General features: G+C 66.4%; 13 protein-coding genes. 6 read left to right on the top strand and 7 right to left on the bottom strand.

The features are described from left to right. Positions 1 to 125 precede the first annotated feature (125 nt). Together ACZ7MG_RS00285 and ACZ7MG_RS00290 are read left to right on the top strand one after the other, a co-directional pair. Complete coding sequence (locus tag ACZ7MG_RS00285; protein ID WP_471387207.1) at positions 126 to 1,070, top strand: hypothetical protein; 945 nt, start codon at positions 126 to 128, stop codon at positions 1,068 to 1,070. Positions 1,071 to 1,668: 598 nt separating this feature from the next. Then, on the top strand, positions 1,669 to 2,328 hold the full coding sequence (locus ACZ7MG_RS00290) for a LuxR C-terminal-related transcriptional regulator (RefSeq protein WP_471387209.1): 660 nt from the start codon (positions 1,669 to 1,671) through the stop codon (positions 2,326 to 2,328). A 12-nt stretch (positions 2,329 to 2,340) separates the two neighbouring features. Here the strand turns inward: ACZ7MG_RS00290 and ACZ7MG_RS00295 are convergent, their stop codons facing one another. Continuing rightward, a complete protein-coding gene (locus ACZ7MG_RS00295) occupies positions 2,341 to 2,985 on the bottom strand; it encodes a helix-turn-helix transcriptional regulator (protein WP_471387212.1) in 645 nt (214 codons plus the stop codon). 692 nt (positions 2,986 to 3,677) lie between these two features. Here ACZ7MG_RS00295 and ACZ7MG_RS00300 point away from each other — a divergent pair. The 4 genes from ACZ7MG_RS00300 to ACZ7MG_RS00315 all read left to right on the top strand — a co-directional run bounded on the left by ACZ7MG_RS00300 (position 3,678) and on the right by ACZ7MG_RS00315 (position 8,095). Continuing rightward, positions 3,678 to 4,190, top strand: a complete 513-nt coding sequence (locus ACZ7MG_RS00300) for a signal peptide protein (protein WP_471387214.1) — start codon at positions 3,678 to 3,680, stop codon at positions 4,188 to 4,190. A 111-nt stretch (positions 4,191 to 4,301) separates the two neighbouring features. After that, entirely contained in the window at positions 4,302 to 5,300 is a 999-nt protein-coding gene (gene ilvC / locus ACZ7MG_RS00305; RefSeq protein ID WP_471387216.1) for a ketol-acid reductoisomerase, read from the top strand. A 4-nt stretch (positions 5,301 to 5,304) separates the two neighbouring features. Continuing rightward, a complete protein-coding gene (locus ACZ7MG_RS00310; RefSeq protein WP_471387219.1) occupies positions 5,305 to 5,820 on the top strand; it encodes an MEKHLA domain-containing protein in 516 nt (171 codons plus the stop codon). A gap of 73 nt (positions 5,821 to 5,893) precedes the next feature. Next, the gene (locus ACZ7MG_RS00315) at positions 5,894 to 8,095 is read left to right on the top strand and encodes an ATP-binding SpoIIE family protein phosphatase (RefSeq protein ID WP_471387222.1); all 2,202 of its coding nucleotides are present in this window, start codon (positions 5,894 to 5,896) and stop codon (positions 8,093 to 8,095) included. A gap of 394 nt (positions 8,096 to 8,489) precedes the next feature. Here ACZ7MG_RS00315 and ACZ7MG_RS00320 read toward each other — a convergent pair whose 3' ends face one another. The 6 genes from ACZ7MG_RS00320 to ACZ7MG_RS00345 all read right to left on the bottom strand — a co-directional run bounded on the left by ACZ7MG_RS00320 (position 8,490) and on the right by ACZ7MG_RS00345 (position 16,993). Continuing rightward, the gene (locus ACZ7MG_RS00320; protein WP_471387225.1) at positions 8,490 to 9,317 is read right to left on the bottom strand and encodes an SDR family oxidoreductase; all 828 of its coding nucleotides are present in this window, start codon (positions 9,315 to 9,317) and stop codon (positions 8,490 to 8,492) included. A 123-nt stretch (positions 9,318 to 9,440) separates the two neighbouring features. Then, positions 9,441 to 11,621, bottom strand: coding sequence for a 3-hydroxyacyl-CoA dehydrogenase NAD-binding domain-containing protein (locus tag ACZ7MG_RS00325; RefSeq protein ID WP_471387227.1), 2,181 nt, complete (start codon positions 11,619 to 11,621; stop codon positions 9,441 to 9,443). 32 nt (positions 11,622 to 11,653) lie between these two features. Then, entirely contained in the window at positions 11,654 to 12,865 is a 1,212-nt protein-coding gene (locus tag ACZ7MG_RS00330; RefSeq protein ID WP_471387230.1) for an acetyl-CoA C-acetyltransferase, read from the bottom strand. 72 nt (positions 12,866 to 12,937) lie between these two features. Beyond that, a complete protein-coding gene (locus ACZ7MG_RS00335) occupies positions 12,938 to 14,542 on the bottom strand; it encodes an AMP-binding protein (RefSeq protein WP_471387233.1) in 1,605 nt (534 codons plus the stop codon). Between the two features lie 403 nt (positions 14,543 to 14,945). Beyond that, positions 14,946 to 15,722 carry an SDR family oxidoreductase gene (locus tag ACZ7MG_RS00340; protein WP_471387236.1) on the bottom strand — a complete coding sequence of 259 codons (777 nt, stop codon included), beginning with the start codon at positions 15,720 to 15,722 and terminating at the stop codon, positions 14,946 to 14,948. Between the two features lie 53 nt (positions 15,723 to 15,775). Further along, entirely contained in the window at positions 15,776 to 16,993 is a 1,218-nt protein-coding gene (locus tag ACZ7MG_RS00345) for an acyl-CoA dehydrogenase family protein (RefSeq protein WP_471387239.1), read from the bottom strand. Positions 16,994 to 17,031 lie beyond the last annotated feature (38 nt).

The following is a 17,031-nucleotide window of genomic DNA, read 5'->3' on the forward strand; positions in this document are numbered from 1 at the left end:
CCCACCTCCCTTCCGCTTGGATGTCGATGCCTTCCGATGGGATGTGCCATTGATGACGGGAAGAGAAGGGGCCGATGTATCAACGCGGGCCTCTTGCTTCCTTTGATTCATCTGGTCAGAAGGACGTGAGCATCAACTTCGGGGTTGCCAGTCTCGATCTCGTCAGGCCGGAATCCGGCAGACCGAACACTGGAGAACCTCCCATGACCTACTCACACGCCGTGGCGGTCGCCGAGTACGGCCGCACGACCGGCTCGCTCAGGCGACGCCGGATGCCGAAGCCGCTGCTCCGCGTCTTCCAGTTGCTGTTGGTGGTGATGGTCGCCACGACGTCGCTTGTGTCGGCCGGCGGTTCCGCCAGCGCGTCCAACGAGCCCAATGGCGCGCGACCGCAGGGCAGTCCGCCCCCCGTGGTGTACCGCGGTGACTCCCGGAGCCCGAACGACGTCTTCGCGAACGGATTCGTGTCCTGGGGAACGAACTACGACCTCACGAACCATCTCCAGGGCGACCGGCAACACAACTCCGGCTACATATCCACCTCGGGCAGAGTCGAGCTGGCGGAGACCTTCGCGCGGAGTCAGGGCATGCGCAATCTCGCCGCGGAAGCCGCCCAGCCGCGTTGCCAGGGAGCCGGGTGGTCGATCGGCCAATCCCTCCCCGTCATCGGATGGCTTATCACGTCCAGCTGCTACCACTCGGTGGTCACTGCCAGGAGTTTCGTGTACACGATCAGGCCGGAATTCGCGTCCGCCATGCTGCACATTCCCAACCAGGTCCAGAACACCGCCCTCTCTCGCTACGCGAGCCAGGACGAATGGGCCTTCATACGCCGGATTCCGAGCTGGGCGATCACCGGCGTGCGCATCTACGCCATGGAGGGGCGAGCGGTCGGCGACGTACTTCAGATGCAGAGCATCACCTTCCGACCCGAAGGCTGGGTGCCGAACCCCAACTACAACATCGACTACTTCCGTGACCACCGCTACAACCCGATCAACGACCCGGCCGCCGAATTCCAGCGGAACACGCGCCTGAACCTGCCCCCCTGCAACCGGGCGTGCCCCTAGCAACGGTGACGTAAGAGGCGCGCCGCGTCCGGGAAGCGATTCGGGGCGGCACCACCGATCTCTGCGGTGGTGCCGCCCCTCCCCGGTGGTACCTGCACTCGGCACCGCGGCCTCTGAGCTGACGAGACTCCGGCGGACGTTGGCCGCAAACACGCGTCGTTTGGTGGCTGCCGGCCCGTACGTACACCGGCGACTCCCCACCCATAGCCACCGACCCCACCCAGGTGACGGGGCGCAGAAGGCGGCCCGGCGATGAGGAGGCAGCACGCCGTGGGAATCATCCTCACCAAGCCGCTCACCCGAGCAGAGTTGTACAGGGCCTGTCGGAGTGTGCCACGCGCGGCGAACGTGGACCGCACCCGCCTGATGAGCGTGCGCCGGGCCCATGCGCCAGGGCGGGCGCTGCGTCGGCCCTGGCCATGCACCACCCTCTACACGGTTCGCGCCTGGTCTACGTGCACGGCTGCGGCTGCGGCCAAACCATCCACGGCCTGCCTGGCGCCCCCCTACGTAACCGACTGTTGCCGGTCCTGAAACCTTCAAGTAGATTCGCAGCAGCAACAGGAAGCGCTTGCTGCACGGCTTACACGGAGTCGTTGTGCCCCTCAATCCGGCCTCCTATCAATCCTGGACTTACCCGGCTGAAGTGAAAGTCGCACTGTTTAGTCGTTCTGCTGAACCACCAGAAATTCCGCGTGGAATCACTCGGCGCCTTCTGCTAGATCTGAGAGAGGTCGATAAGGGGGATACTGTCCTCCTCCTGCATGGGGAAGGAATGGGTAGGGAGCTGAAAAATATCCATGCCGGAAATTCAAATCGCTTGCTGGCTGCGGTAATTATCGCGCCAAAACTTGACTGGGATGATGTGGAAGCGGCGTTGGAGGGCGGCGCGCGAGGCTATCTGCTTGAGAGTCGCTACCGGGCCCTGCTGTCCCCGGCACTCACGGGCGCTGTGCAGGGTGGCTGCATCCTCGACCCAGTCATAGCCGCACGACACGTCAGGGATGCGGTCGAGGTCCGATCCCTGATAAGGCGGCGATCGGTGCTCACCGAGTCGGAGCAGCGCTTGATGACGTTGATCTCTTCGGGGGCGTCGGTCCGAGAGGTTTCAGGAGTTCTGGCGTTCAGTCAGAAGACCATTCGCAATCAACTGGGTCAGATCTACGGAAAACTCGGGGTTCGCACTCGATCGGAAGCCATTTTGAAATGGCTTGGCCGTCCGATTGTATCTCGTCCCGCAGGAGCAGAAGATTTCTGAGTGAAACCCTGATCAAGCCGCTTCTCGCTGTATCCATCGCAATATGGCCTGTGACCGTGAGTGGACTCCGAGCTTGCCATAGATGCGATTGAGATAGTTCTGAACGGTCTTCTCGCTCAAGGACATTTCTAATGCGACATCACGGACCGTGTAACCCCGGGACAGCAGGTTCATGGCCTCTTGCTCGCGCGGTGAAAGTGCGTTCGCCTGGACCGGCGTAGGCATCGCCTTCGGGCGTTCGACGGCGAGCCGGACATGCTTGGCGGTGATCATCGGGTCCAGGATGCTCGCGCCATGAAGAGCGCTCAGGAGAGCTGCGGGAAGCAGCCCAACATATTCGTTCTCAAGCAAGTACCCGAGAGCGCCCTCATCCAGAGCGGAGCAGACATCGGGCCAGTCGAGCTGTGACGCAAGGACCACAACGGGCGGCAGCGGATTCGAGCGTCGAGAGTTGAAGCGGATCAGCTCATCGGCCATACCGATGCCGTAGAAGAAAAGAACGTCGTCGTCGGGGCCAATATCGCTCGGGTCATGGACGAAATGAGTTCTCACCTCTGCGAGGCCGGCCGGAATGGTGTGATACTGGCTTACCAAAGCTATCGACAGCTCCCTTATCTGCTTGGATGGCTGCGCTTCCTCATCCCAACTCGCGTGCATCCCTGACCTGTGTCCCTCTTGCCGAGCTGTGCACCTTCCGCCGTTAACGGCCTGGGAAGGCGTGATCTGCGGAATCGCAGGTCACCTCGCCCGATTCTTGCTGAGGCTGCTTCCGGTCGGCAGGGCGTGGGGTTCATGGGAATGACAGGGCCCCCCAGGCTCTTGACTTCCCCGTCCTGGAACGCTTGGACACAGATCCGCCTCCTCGCCTGCCCCGCGGTTTCCCAGGCGCCCGGGAAAATGATGTAGGTGGCCGAGGCCACAGCAAAGCCCGATTCAAGCAACTCAGTTTCTTCCATGGGGAGTTCGCTCCACGCCTTCAGGCATGTAAGAGCTCTGCCGAACCAGCCCGGCCCACTGTCGTGGCACGCGGCAAGACGCTCTTTGAGTGCGGGACGTTTGCCTCTATCGGTCTGCTCTCCCCGCGAGGGAACCTTGATCCACGCCGAAGGTCGGACCAGAGTGCGGATCCGCAGCCTTGACCAAGTGGATCGGCCTTATAGGCCGGTAGTCCGCAGGCCGACCAGCCGCGCGGCGGCGGTGGTCCGGTAGCGCCACCTCGTGGAAACGAGTGTCGGCGACCCAGGCCTGGCGGCGAACACCCCCTGGTTCGCTGCCAGGCCTGGCCTACCTGGACATCCTGACGAAGGGGGAGAGGGAAGTATGTGTCACAGAGACAGAGGTGTTTACGGATGTCGCTGAAGAACTACCGTTTCGCCGTTGTGTCGTTGGGCGTGGCGGCCGGACTGCTCGCGGCTCCCGGGGCCGTCCCAGCTCTTGCCGGCCCGGCTCCCGACGTCTCTTCCGGGGCAGCCGCTGATACTACGCAAACCCCCTTGGCTCCGTTCGATTTCGTGAACCTACCCCGAAGGAACCTCCCCCTCTCCGGACATTCACACACGTTCACGGTGACCTATCGCAACAACTCGATGGTGGACGAAGTCGTGGCTCCGCAGATCCTCGTCGAGTCGCCGGATTCCGGCCCGTTTCTGCTGCCTGGGGACATTCGCGTCGAACGGCTGACGACTGGTGGATCCGCGAAGACTCTTTCACTGGAGAGCCAGACCGGAACGCTGTACACCGACCTCGTGGCCGCGCAAAGAACGCTCCGGCCGGGAGAAAGCCTGGTGGCCAGATTCCGGGTCAAGGCCATCGCCCTGGCGGCGGTCGGTTCGGTGCAACCTCGTGTCGCGCTCTACAGCTGATCTGCCTGCCAGACGGTTCCGACCAGCATCGAGCAGGGCCCTTTCAACCCTCTCCCCGCATGAGCGCTGCCGAAGGCAGCTTCCCCCACCATGACGAATAGGTGCTCTTCCATGGCCGAGCTGTTCTACGACGCCGATGCCGACCTGTCCATCATCCAGGGCCGCAAGGTCGCGGTCATCGGCTACGGCAGCCAGGGTCACGCCCACGCGCTGTCCCTGCGCGACTCGGGTGCCGACGTCCGCGTCGGTCTGCACGAGGGCTCCAAGTCCAAGGCGAAGGCCGAGGAGCAGGGCCTGCGCGTGGTGACCCCGTCGGAGGCCGCCGCCGAGGCCGACGTGATCATGATCCTCGTCCCGGACCCGATCCAGGCCCAGGTCTACGAGGAGTCCATCAAGGACAACCTCAACGACGGCGACGCGCTGTTCTTCGGTCACGGCCTGAACATCCGCTTCGGCTTCATCAAGCCCCCGGCCGGCGTCGACGTCTGCATGGTCGCCCCCAAGGGCCCGGGCCACCTGGTCCGCCGCCAGTACGAGGAGGGCCGCGGCGTTCCGTGTATCGCGGCCGTCGAGCAGGACGCCACCGGCAACGCCTTCGCGCTGGCGCTCTCGTACGCCAAGGGCATCGGCGGCACCCGCGCCGGTGTCATCAAGACGACCTTCACCGAGGAGACCGAGACCGACCTGTTCGGTGAGCAGGCCGTGCTCTGCGGTGGTACGGCCGCGCTGGTCAAGGCCGGTTTCGAGACGCTGACCGAGGCCGGCTACCAGCCGGAGATCGCGTACTTCGAGTGCCTGCACGAGCTGAAGCTGATCGTCGACCTCATGTACGAGGGCGGCCTGGAGAAGATGCGCTGGTCGATCTCCGAGACCGCCGAGTGGGGCGACTACGTCACCGGCCCGCGGATCATCACGGACGCCACCAAGGCCGAGATGAAGAAGGTCCTCGCCGAGATCCAGGACGGCACCTTCGCCCAGCAGTGGATGGACGAGTACCACGGCGGTCTGAAGAAGTACAACGAGTACAAGACCCAGGACTCCGAGCACCTGCTGGAGACCACGGGCAAGCAGCTGCGCAAGCTGATGAGCTGGGTCGACGAGGAAGCGTGAACTGATGCTGATCCATCCTGTCGGCCCCCTGCCCGCCGAGGCAGGAGCGGCCTTTGCCGAATTGCTGCTGAGGAGTCATCTCACCCTGACCGGCCGTCCCTTGTGCCCACCGCGATGGGGATCGGCGCAGGAAGCGGCGCGATGGCTCTACATTGATGCTCCTTTCGGACTGCTGGCCCATGACACGGATCCAGATCCGAAGTTCTGCTACGCCAACCTCACGGCTCAGGAATGTTTCGGCTACCGGTGGGACGAATTCACGGGCATGCCGTCGCGCCTGTCTGCCTCCTCCCGCCAGCAAGTAGACCGGGACACCTTCGTGCAAGCAGTGCGGGAGCGCGGGTTCGCTGACGGCTACGACGGGTTGCGGCGCAGGAAAGGCGGTGAGGAATTCTGGATCAAGGACGTGACGATGTGGAACCTCCTCGATTCCAAGGGGAATAAGCAAGGCCAGGCCGCCGTCTTCCGGAACTGGTCCCCAGCTCACCGAGCGGTGAAGATTTCACCGTTGATATCCTGATTTGGTAAATTACTGACAGCGGAGGCGGTTCTCCTCTCCGCAGAGTTGCCCGCGTCGGCGGGCAGGAGGTGCGGTGACAGCCGACTACCCCGGCTCCCGGAAAGATGCGCGGCAGCCCGAGCAGCCGTTCGGCTCCTTCCTGGCGCCCGGCGCGGACGCTTGGGGGATCGGAGCAGGTGGCGCGGAGACGCTCGACGTCGTGCTTCGGCAGGCGACGACGTGCCTGGGAGGACTGGGCGCGCTGGTGCACCGGCATGATCCTGCGGCCGATCGGCTGCACCTGATCGCGGCCATTGGGCTTTCCCAGGCGGAGGCCGGCCAGTGGGCCGAGCTGTCCGACAAGGGGGGTGCTGCGCCAGCGTGTGCCCTGCGACGCGGTGACTTCGTCTTCACTGCCGGAGACGACCTGAGCACCGGAGCGATCGGCGCGGTCGCAGTGCCTTTTCCGGGCGCTGATGGGCCTCTCGGCGTACTCACCGTGCTCACCGCAGAGCTTGGCGAGCCGGACGAAGCGCGTCGTTCCCTCGTCAGTGCGTTGGTGCGGTGGGCCGGAGCCCGCCTGGGCGGAGGACCAAGCACAGCCCCCAGCTCGGGACCGGTGGTCGGGCTCGGACGATCGGTCCTCATGGCTGAACTGACGGCGGCTCTGGCTGAGGCGATCACGTCCCGCGACGTCGTGACGGCTGTCGCCGAATTCGTCCTGCCTCCGTTCGGCGCGGACGGGCTGGTGGTCCAGCTGCTGGAACGTGGACGTCTTCGCGTCGTCGGTGCGGCCGGGTACCCAACGGACTTCCTCACCATGATCGACGGAGTTCCGCTCGCCGCCCACGCCACGTTCAATGGCGTGGTGCGCACTCGTACACCTCGGTTCATCGGCTCAAGGGTGGAGTTGCTGGCGCACTTTCCGACCCTGGGGCACGTGAACGACGCCACGCCGAAGAACGCCTGGGCCTTCCTGCCCATGATTGCCTCCGGACGGGTCATCGGCCTGTGCGTGGTGTCCTTCAGCGAACCGCACTCCTTCAACGACGACGAGCGCGCCCTGCTGACGGCGCTGAGCGGCCTGGTAGGCCAGTCGCTGGAAAGGGCGCGCTTGTACGACGTGGAACATGCCCGCGCCCAGGAACTGCAACGTGGTTTGCTGCCCAAGACTCTGCCCAGCCTGCCCGCCGCCAGCGCTGTGGCCCGATACTTGCCTGCTGGCCTCAGCGAGGAGGTGGGGGGCGACTGGTACGACCTGATCCCCCTGTCGGCTGACCGGGTCGCCATCGTCATAGGGGACGTCATGGGGCACGGCATCAAAGAGGCGGCCACGATGGGGCGGCTACGGACGGCCGTACGTACCCTCGCCGACCTGGAGATGCCCCCGGACGAGTTGTTCAGCCGTCTCAACGACCTGGTCTCCGACCTCGGCGAGGACTTCTACGCCACGTGCCTGTACGCGGTCTTCGACCCGGTCGCGCGCACATGCTCGTACTCCCTCGCCGGGCATCCTCCGCTGGTTCTCGTGCACCCCGACGGAACCGTCCACAGCCCCGAGGCCGCTCCCGATCCGCCGCTTGGTGCAGCCAGCCCACCCTTCGAGACCCACCAGTTGTGCCTGCCCGACGAGAGCCTTCTCGTCCTGTGCACCGACGGGCTCGTCGAATCGGCGACCCGGGACGCCGACCGGGGCATGGCCGAACTGCGGCAAGTCCTCGCCGACGGCGTGGCCGATCTTGCCTATTTCAATGCGGTCGACGAGGAGGACGGCATCCAACGCCTGGAGGAGCTGGGCGACAGAGTCGTGGCGGCGCTGCTGCCCGAACATGAGCAGACGAAGGACGACGCAGGGCTCCTCATCGCGAGTATCCGGTGCACCCCTGCTGGTGACGCCGTGGCCTGCAGCCTTCCGGACGACCCTCGTGCCGCAGGACAGGCCCGGCAGTTCGTTCGTGAGCGGCTCGCAACATGGGAGCTCGATGATCTCGTACTCAGTACTGAGCTACTGGTGAGCGAGCTGGTAGGTAACGTCATCCGGCACGGCAAGGGGCCGATGCGCCTTCGCCTTCTACGGAGTAGAACCCTGACCTGCGAGGTCTACGACGGCAGTTTGACCACTCCCCGTATCCGCCACGCCAGTCACACCGACGAAGGCGGGCGCGGCCTGCAGCTCGTGGCAGCCTTGTCCCGGCGCTGGGGCGCCCGATACCTCCACGACGGCAAATGCATCTGGACGGAACAGGACCTGCCCGCCGCATTGACCGCGGAGCAGGCCCGCGTCCCGCGCACTTGATGTTGATCGCGAAGAGTCGGCACGTCGCACGACCGGTATTCGACCCACGGCCGCCGTGCAGAGGAATGTCCGTGTTCCCTCATGGGCGGCGTCGTTCCGTAGTGCCTTCGGTCGAGTGGGATGGGTAGCATGAAACTGCTTGTCCCCCTCCGAGTTCAGGCCCGCACGGTCGACGTTGATCCACCGAGGCGGCACTGGTCGTTCCAAGCTGAAGGCACGTCAGGATCGTTGCTACAGCGGGCAGACCCCAGCGAATGCGGCGCCGCCGGTCCGCTGCCGGCGAGCGAGGGCGCTGTTGCTCGCGATGACCATCGTTTCATTCGAGTCACATATGGCTTTGGCGGCATTAGCGGACATTCTGTTCGCGGCCCCGGGCCGGGGCCCGTCCCGTGGGTCAGGAGGGGTCGATGAAGATGTCCAGCGCAAGGCTCCCGGCGAAACCGGCGGGACTGTAGGCGGACAGGTCCTCGATGCCTTCGGCGGCCAGGACCTCGTCATCGATGAACAGATTGCCGGTGCACGCGCGCGCGTCACGGGTTAGGACCGCGTACGCGGCATCCGCAACGATCTGCGGATTGCGGGCCCGGTCGGCGTCGCCGACGACATTGCGGACGGCGGCGGTGTTGATCAGAGTGCGGGGCCAGAGGGAGTTCGCGGCGATGCCGTCGGGTGCCAGTTCCTCGGCGAGACCGAGGGTACACAGGCTCATGCCGTACTTCGACAGCGTGTAACCGAGGTGCTTGCCCACCCAGTGGGGGGCGAGGTTCAACGGCGGTGACAGGGTGAGGATGTGCGGGTTCGCCGCTGCGCGCAGGTGCGGGATCGCGGTCTTGCTCATCAGGAACGTGCCGCGTGTGTTGATCTCCTGCATGAGGTCGTAGCGCTTCGTCTCCAACCGGTCCGTCGGCGACAGGTCGATGGCGCTCGCGTTGTTCACCACGATGTCGATCCCGCCGAAAGCGGCGACCGCCTGGTCGACGGCGGAACGCACAGCCTGCTCGTCGCGGACGTCACCGACGACCGCCAGCCCCTTGCCGCCTGCCTGCTCCACCTGTTCGACGGCCGTGTGTACGGTGCCCTCCAACTTGGGGTGGGGCACACCGGTCTTGGCGAGCATCACCACGTTCGCGCCGTCGTGGGCGGCTCGCAGCGCGATCGCGAGGCCGATACCGCGGCTGCCTCCCGACATCAGGATCGTCTTGCCGGCGAGTGTGCGTGCCATGGGTCAACCTCCATAAGGAAAGCCGGGCGGATCGGATGTGAACGGAGCCGGTCCAGCAGCGTGGTCGAGGGCTGGGAAGGTGCCCGGACTGCTTCCCAGCCCTCGACGCACAGCAGGAATCACTCAGGCGGGAAAGGCCTCGCCCTTGGCCGCCATGGTGCGGAGGTACTGGGTCGGACGGAGCTGCTCGCCGTACTTGTCGGCGAGTTCGTCGGCACGCTTGATGAATGCGTCGAGGCCGACGGACCCGTCGGCGGCTTCGTAGCCGGCCATGAACTGTGCGGCTCCGCCGGTGGCGGGCGGGAAGCCGATGCCGAAGATCGAGCCGATGTTGGCGTGTGCCGCCGAGGTGAGGACGCCCTCTTCGAAGCAGCGCGCGGTCTCGATCGCCTCGCGCACGAGCAGGCGGTCCTGGGCGTCCCGGAGCGGGATCTGGCTGTCGGCGACGGGGAACAGCTCGGACAGGCCCGGCCAGATCGAGCCGCGCTTGCCGTCGGTGTAGTCGTAGAAGCCGGCACCCTTGAGCTTGCCCGTGCGGCCGTTGGAGATCATGGGAGCGACGACGGTCTCGGTGATGGTGAGCTCCGCCCGGCCGACGGCTTCGCGGGTGGTGCTGGCGATCTTGTGCATGAAGTCCAGGCTGAGTTCGTCGGCGACCTGAAGAGTGCCGACCGGGTAGCCCGCCTGAGTCGCGGCGCGCTCCAGCGAGTACGGCGCCAGCCCCTCCTGGAGCAGTGCGAGTCCCTCCTCGATCCTCGTGCCGAAGACCCGAGAGGTGTAGAAGCCGCGGCTGTCGCTGACGACGATCGGCGTCTTCTTGATCTGCAGGACCACGTCGTAGGCCTTGGCCAGCGCGGTGTCGGAGGTCTCGGCGCCGCGGATGATCTCGACCAGCGGCATCTTGTCGACCGGGGAGAAGAAGTGCAGACCGATGAAGTCGGCCGGTCGTTCGACCCCCTTGGCGAGTTCGGTGATCGGCAGCGTGCTGGTGTTGGTGCACAGCAGCGCGTCGGCCTTGACGTACGGCAGGATCTCGGCGATGACCTGCTGCTTGAGCGCGACGTCCTCGAAGACCGCCTCGATGACCAGGTCGCAGCCGGCCAGATCGGCGGGGTCGGCGGTGGCGGTGATACGGCCGAGCAGTGCGGCGGCCTTCTCCTCGGTGAGCTTGCCCCGGCCAACGGCCTTGGCGTTGAGGCCCGCGGTGTAGGCCTTGCCCTTCTCGGCGTTCTCGGCCGACACGTCCTTGAGGACGACCTCCATGCCGGCCCGGGCGCAGGAGTAGGCGATGCCGGCGCCCATCATGCCGGCGCCGAGGACGCCGACCTTCATGGCCGTGTACTTCTCCACGGCCTTGGGACGCAGCGCACCCGTGTTGATCGACTCCAGGTCGAAGAAGAACGCCTGGATCATGTTCTTCGACTGACGGCCGGTGACCAGCGAGGTGAAGTAGCGCGACTCGATCCGGCTGGCGGTGTCGAAGTCGACCTGGGCTCCCTCGACGGCGGCCGCGAGGATCGCCTTGGGCGCGTGGTAGTCGACCTGCTTGATCTGCTTGCGCAACAGCGGCACGAACGCCGGCAGGAACGCGGCCAGACTGGGGTGCGACGGCATCCCGCCGGGCATCTTGTAGCCGGGCTTGTCCCAGGGCTGCGCGACCTCGTCCGGGTTGGCCTTGATCCACGCCTTCGCGGCGGGCAACAGTTCTTCGGCGGACTCGACGAGCTCGTCGACGAGTCCCTTCTCCTTGGCCTTGGCGGGCTTGAAGCGCGTGCCCTGGCCGAGAATGTCCGTGAGCGCGGTCATGAGGCCGAACATGCGGACGGTGCGGGTGACACCGCCGCCGCCGGGGAGCAGACCCAGCGTCACCTCGGGCAGCCCGATGTCGTACTTGCCCTCGACCGCGATGCGGTGGTTGGTCGCCAGGGCTATCTCCAGCCCCCCGCCCAGAGCGGCGCCGTTGATCGCTGCCACGACGGGCTTGGGGAAGGTCTCGAGTCGCCGCAGGGTCGCCTTGATGGCCTCCAGCGACGTGAACACGGTGTCCGTGTCGTCCTTCGTCGCGAGGATCATCCTCTTGAGGTCGCCGCCCGCGAAGAAGGTCTTCTTCGCCGAGGCGACGACCACGCCCGTGACCGTGTCGGCGTCGTCGTACAGCTTGTCGACGGCGGCCTTCATGGAAGCGGCGTAGAACTCGTTCATGGTGTTGGCACTCTGCCCCGGGTCGTCCAGGGTGAGGGTGACGATGCCGTCGGTGTCGATCGCGTACTGGACGGCGCTGGTTCGGGGCGTGTTGTCGGTCATGGTGTTGTGGCTCCTGTAGGTGCGCGCTGGTCTCAGACGATCTCGACGATGGTGGCGATGCCCATGCCGCCGGCGACGCAGAGCGTGGCCAGGCCACGCCGCTGGCCGCGGCGGATCAGTTCGTCGACGAGGGTGCCGAGGATCATGGCGCCTGTGGCTCCCATCGGGTGGCCCATCGCGATGGCTCCGCCGTTGACGTTGGTGATCTCGTGGCTGATGCCCATGTCCTTGACGAACCGCATCGCCACGGCCGCGAACGCCTCGTTGATCTCCCACAGGTCGATGTCGGAGACGTCGAGGCCGGCCAGCGTGAGGGCCTTGTGCGCGGCGGGGGCCGGACCGGTCAGCATGATCGTCGGATCGGCGCCCGAGACGGCCGCGGCCACGATGCGCGCCTTGGGCGTGAGGCCGAGGCGCGTGCCGATCTGCTCCGAGCCGATCAACGTGAGGGACGCTCCGTCGACGATGCCCGAGCTGTTGCCGGCGTGGTGAACGTGGTTGATCTTCTCCAGCCAGTGGTACTTCGCCAGGGCGATGTCGTCGAAACCGACGCCTTCGCCGTGTTCGACGAAGGAGGGCTTCAGGCGTGCGAGGGATTCCACGCTCGTGCCCGGTCGGATCGTCTCGTCACGGTCCAGGATGGTCTGGCCGAGCTGGTCGTGGACGGGGACGACGGCGTTGTCGAAGTAGCCGCCTGCCCACGCCTGGGCGGCCCGGCTGTGGGACTGGGCCGCGTAGGCGTCGACGTCGCTGCGGGTGTAGCCCTCCAGGGTGGCGATCAGGTCGGCGCCGATGCCCTGCGGGACGAACCCCGCGGCCAGGGAGGTGGCGGGGTCCATGGCGAGCGGGCCTCCGTCTGCGCCGAGCGGCACCCGGCTCATCGACTCCACGCCGCCGGCGAGGATCAGCTGCTCGAACCCGCCGCGTACACGGCTGGCGGCCTGGTTGACGGCTTCCAGCCCGGAGGCGCAGAACCGGTTGAGCTGGACGCCGGCGGTCGTGTCCGGAAGCCCGGCCACGATCGCGGCGGTCTTGGCGATGTCCATGCCCTGGTCGCCGATCGGGGCGACGACTCCGAGGACGACGTCGTCGATGCGCTCCGTGTCCAGCGTGGGGTTGCGCTTCTGCACCGCCTCCAACAGGCCGACCACCAGGTCGACGGGCTTGACCTCGTGCAGTGCTCCGGTCTTCTTGCCGCGTCCCCGTGGGGTGCGCAGGTGGTCGTAGATGAAGGCATCCGTCATGGCTGGACTTCGCTTCCTGGTGGGTTGGGCACAGGGATAGGGACGTGGCTTCAGTGCGTCGTGTGACTGACGTCAGATGTCCCTGAGTTCGCGGCGCAGGACCTTGCCGACATTGCTCTTGGGCAAGGCGTCGCGGAACTCGATGTGGCGGGGGCGCTTGTAGCCGGTGAGTCGGCTCTTGAGGTACTCGCGGAGTTCCGCTTCGGTCAGGCTCTTGTCGCGGGCGACGACGACGAGTTTGGGAGCCTCGCCCGACCTGGGATCGGGTACGCCGACGGCGCCCGCCTCGGCGACCTTGGGGTGGCTGGTCGCCGCCTCCTCGATCTCGTTCGGGTAGACGTTGAACCCGGAGACGATGATCATCTCCTTCTTCCGGTCGACGATCCACAGGAAGCCGTCGTCGTCCATGACGGCGATGTCGCCGGTCAGCAGCCATCCATCGTCGGTGAGCACTTCTGCGGATTCAGCGGGCTTGTTCCAGTAGCCGCTCATCACCTGAGGGCCCTTGACGGCTAGCTCGCCTCGCTCGCCTGCGGGCACCGGCTGACGGGCGTCGTCGAGAACGCGCACGTCGGTGGAGGGCAGCGGAATGCCGATGCTGCCGGTTCGGGGTTCCAGGTGAACGGGGTTCGCGCTGACGGCAGGTGAGGCTTCCGTCAAGCCATAGCCCTCGGTGATGGGCTGACCGGTGACTTCCTTCCAGCGGTCGGCGACCGCAGCATGAATGGCCGTGCCGCCGGCGAAGGCGATCTTGAGCTTGGAGAAGTCGACGGCGGAGAAGGAGGGATGGTCCAGCAGCGCTCGCGCAAGGGTGTTGACCAGCAGGATCGCGTCGGGACGCGTCTTCGCGAGCGTCTTGACCAGTCCGCCGATGTCGGTGGGATCGGTGATCAGAACGTTGTGGGCGCCGAACTGAAACAGTCCCAGGCCGTTCACGGTGAGCGCGAGCACGTGGTAGAGCGGCAGCGCCGCGATGGCGGTCGGCTGCTCGGCCCCGAACTTGATCTTCATCTGCCCGATGAACTGGTCCTGGTTGGCCAGCAGGTTCAAGTGTGTGAGGACGGCGGCCTTCGTGCCTCCCGTGGTGCCGCCGGTGTACTGGAGGAACGCGATGTCCTGCTGGGTGAGATCGGGCTCTGTGAGGCGATGACGACGGCCGTGCACGAGGGCGGTGCGGAAGTCGACCGCACCGGGGATGTCGTACCGGGGCACGAGTTTGCGGACCTTCGCCACCATCGTGTTGACCAGGACCCGCTTCGGCCCGGCGAAGAGGTCGCCGACCTGGGTGACGATCACGTGCTCGATACCTGAGCCCGGCAGGATCTCGGCGACCTTGTGGGCGAAGTTCGCCAGCACCACGATGGCGCGCGGTTGGGCATCGGAGAACACCTTGGCCATCTCGGCCGGGGTGTAGAGCGGATTGGCGTTGACCACGATCAGCCCGGCCTTCAGGGCCCCGAACAGCGCGATCGGATACTGAAGGAGGTTGGGCATCTGCAGCACGATCCGGTCGCCCTTGAGCAGGAACAACTCCTGCTGCAGGTAGGCGGCGAACTGGTCGCTCAGCTCGTCGATCTGAGCGAACGTCAGCCGAACTCCGAGGTGGGAGAACGCCGTTCTGTAGCCGAAGCGCCTTGCTGTAGTCCGGACCATGTCGGGAATCGACGTGTGCGTCACCGGGGCGATCTCCGGCTCGACACCAGGCGGGTAGAACCCGAACCAGGGGCGCTGAGCGGATTCCGAGCCAAGGGAGGGGCAAGGGCTCGGGGCCCGCCCGACCGGCGAGGCGGGTTGCGGCTCTGGTGGTGTGCTCGTGCTCATGGGTGTGGAAGTCCTTCGCTCTGAACGTCGTCGTCCAAGACCGAGTCGTGCCTCGACGCCGCTCAGCCGGTGTGCCCCACTTCGGGTGCTTCGGCTGTGGTCAGGGCTGGGGGTGGTGATGCCTGACCGGCGGTCCGGCGCGGGAATGGGGCGAACCCCAGCACCGCGCGCGGCGAGGTGGGCCGGTAGGGGTGGATCGGCGCCGTCCCAGCGCCGATCCACCGCATGAAACAGGCAGCGGTACGGCCACCTGCGAGGCTCAGCGGGTGGCGAGGACTCCGCCGTCGACCGGGATTACGGCTCCGGTGATGTAGCTGCTGGCCGGGCTCATGAGGAACAGGGCGATGCCCGCCATGTCGTCGGGTCGGCCGATGCGGCGCAGGGGGATCTGCTCGGCGATGGCGTCGGCACCGAAGCTGAGGATGCCGGCGGTCATCTTCGACTCGAACAGGCCGGGCGCGATGGCATTGACGAGGATGTCCGGCGCCAAGGTCCCTGCCAGTTGCTGCGTGAGCATGTGCACGGCGGCCTTGCTGGCGCTGTAGGAGAAGTTGTTGAAGCCGGGAGAGGGAGCGCGCAGGCCGTCGACGCTGCCGGTGTTGACGACCCGGGCGGGATCATCCGGCGTGGACGCCGCCTTCAGCAGCGGCAGAAAGGCCTGAGTGAGCGCGAAGACACCCTTGACGTTGACGGACAGCACCTTGTCCCACGCCGACTCGGGGAACTCCTCGAAGGAGGCGCCCCAGTTGGCGCCGGCGTTGTTGAACAGCGCGTGCACGCGGCTCTCGCGTTGCCAGACGTACGAGACCAGGGTCTCCACTCCCTCGGCCGTACCCAAATCGGCCGAGACGGCGTGGATCTCGCCGAGCGGGCTCAGCTCCTCGACCGCCGCCTTGAGATCGGCTTCCTTGCGGCTGGAGATGTAGACCTTCGCGCCGGCTTCGAGAAGTCCGCGCGTGATCATCTTGCCGATGCCGCGGCCGCCACCGGTGACGACGACGACCTTGCCCGCCACGGAGGGCGCTGTAGTGCTCATGTGAAGCTCCGGGGTGAAGTGAAGGGGCCTGCCTGCGTGATGGGGCGGCGGCGTTACTGAATGCGGCGGCCGGAGAGAGCGCGGCTGATGGCCAGGCGCTGGATCTCGCTGGTTCCTTCGTAGATGGTGAAGATTTTGGCGTCGCGGGCCCAGCGCTCGACGGGGTAGTCCCGGGTGTAGCCGTTGCCGCCGAGGATCTGCACGGCGCGCTCGGTGGTACGGACGGCGACCTCGCTGGCCTTGAGCTTGGCCATGCTGCCCTCGGCGCGGGTGAACGGCTTGCCGCGCATGAACATGTGGCTGGCACGCCAGACCAGGAGGCGGGAAGCGTCGATCTCCATGGCCATGTCGGCCAGGGTGAAGGCGATGGCCTGGTTGTCGATGATCGGCCTGCCGAACTGCTCGCGCACGCCTGCGTACTCCAGGGCGTACTCGTAGGCGGCGCGGGCGACACCGACGGCCATCGCGCCGATGGCCGGCCTGGTCATCTCGAAGGTGGCCATGGCGGCGGGCACCCGGACGCGGGTGCCTTCCCGGGCGATGGCCAGGCGCTGGTCGAGGGCTTCCTTGCCGCCGAGGACGAGGTCCGCGGGGATGCGCACGTCGTCGAGGACGACCTCGGCGGTGTGCGAGGCGCGCAGGCCGTGCTTGGAGAACTTCTGGCCCTGGCTGAGACCCGGGGTGCCCGGCGGGATGAGGAAGAGGGCGTGGCCGCGGGCTCCGAGGCTGGGGTCGGTGACCGCGTTGACGACGTGGATGCCGGCGATGCCGCCGTTGGTGGCCCAGGTCTTGGTGCCGTTGAGCACCCACTCCTTGGTGGCCTCGTCGTATCGGGCGGTGGTGCGGATGGCCGCGGCGTCGCTGCCGGCGTTCGGTTCGCTGGCGCACAGTGCGGCGACCCGGAGGTCACCGGGGGTTCCGAAGAACTCGGGCAGCCAGGTGTCGATCTGCTCCTTCGTGGCCGAGCCGAACAGCGCGGCGACGGGCAGGAAGGTCCCCATCAGCGCCTGTCCCATGCCGCCGTCGCCCCAGAAGATCTCCTCGGCGACCACGGGCTGCAGAAGGCCGGTGGAGTCGCCGAGCAGCTGCAGTGCGAAGTCCGGGGAGTACAGGCCGATCTTGGCGGCTTCCTCGATCACGGCCCAGGGCATCTCCTCGCGCTCGTCGTACTCGGCCGCCACCGGCCGTACGTACTTCTCGGCGAAGCCGTGGGCCCATGTGCGGGCCTCGGCGATCTCGGGCGGCAGGTCGAAGAGGTCCGGGGTGCTCACAGTGGGTCTCCTGATGGGGGTGGTGGTGCAGAGTGGGG

Source organism: Streptomyces sp. NPDC107538 (assembly GCF_055657445.1).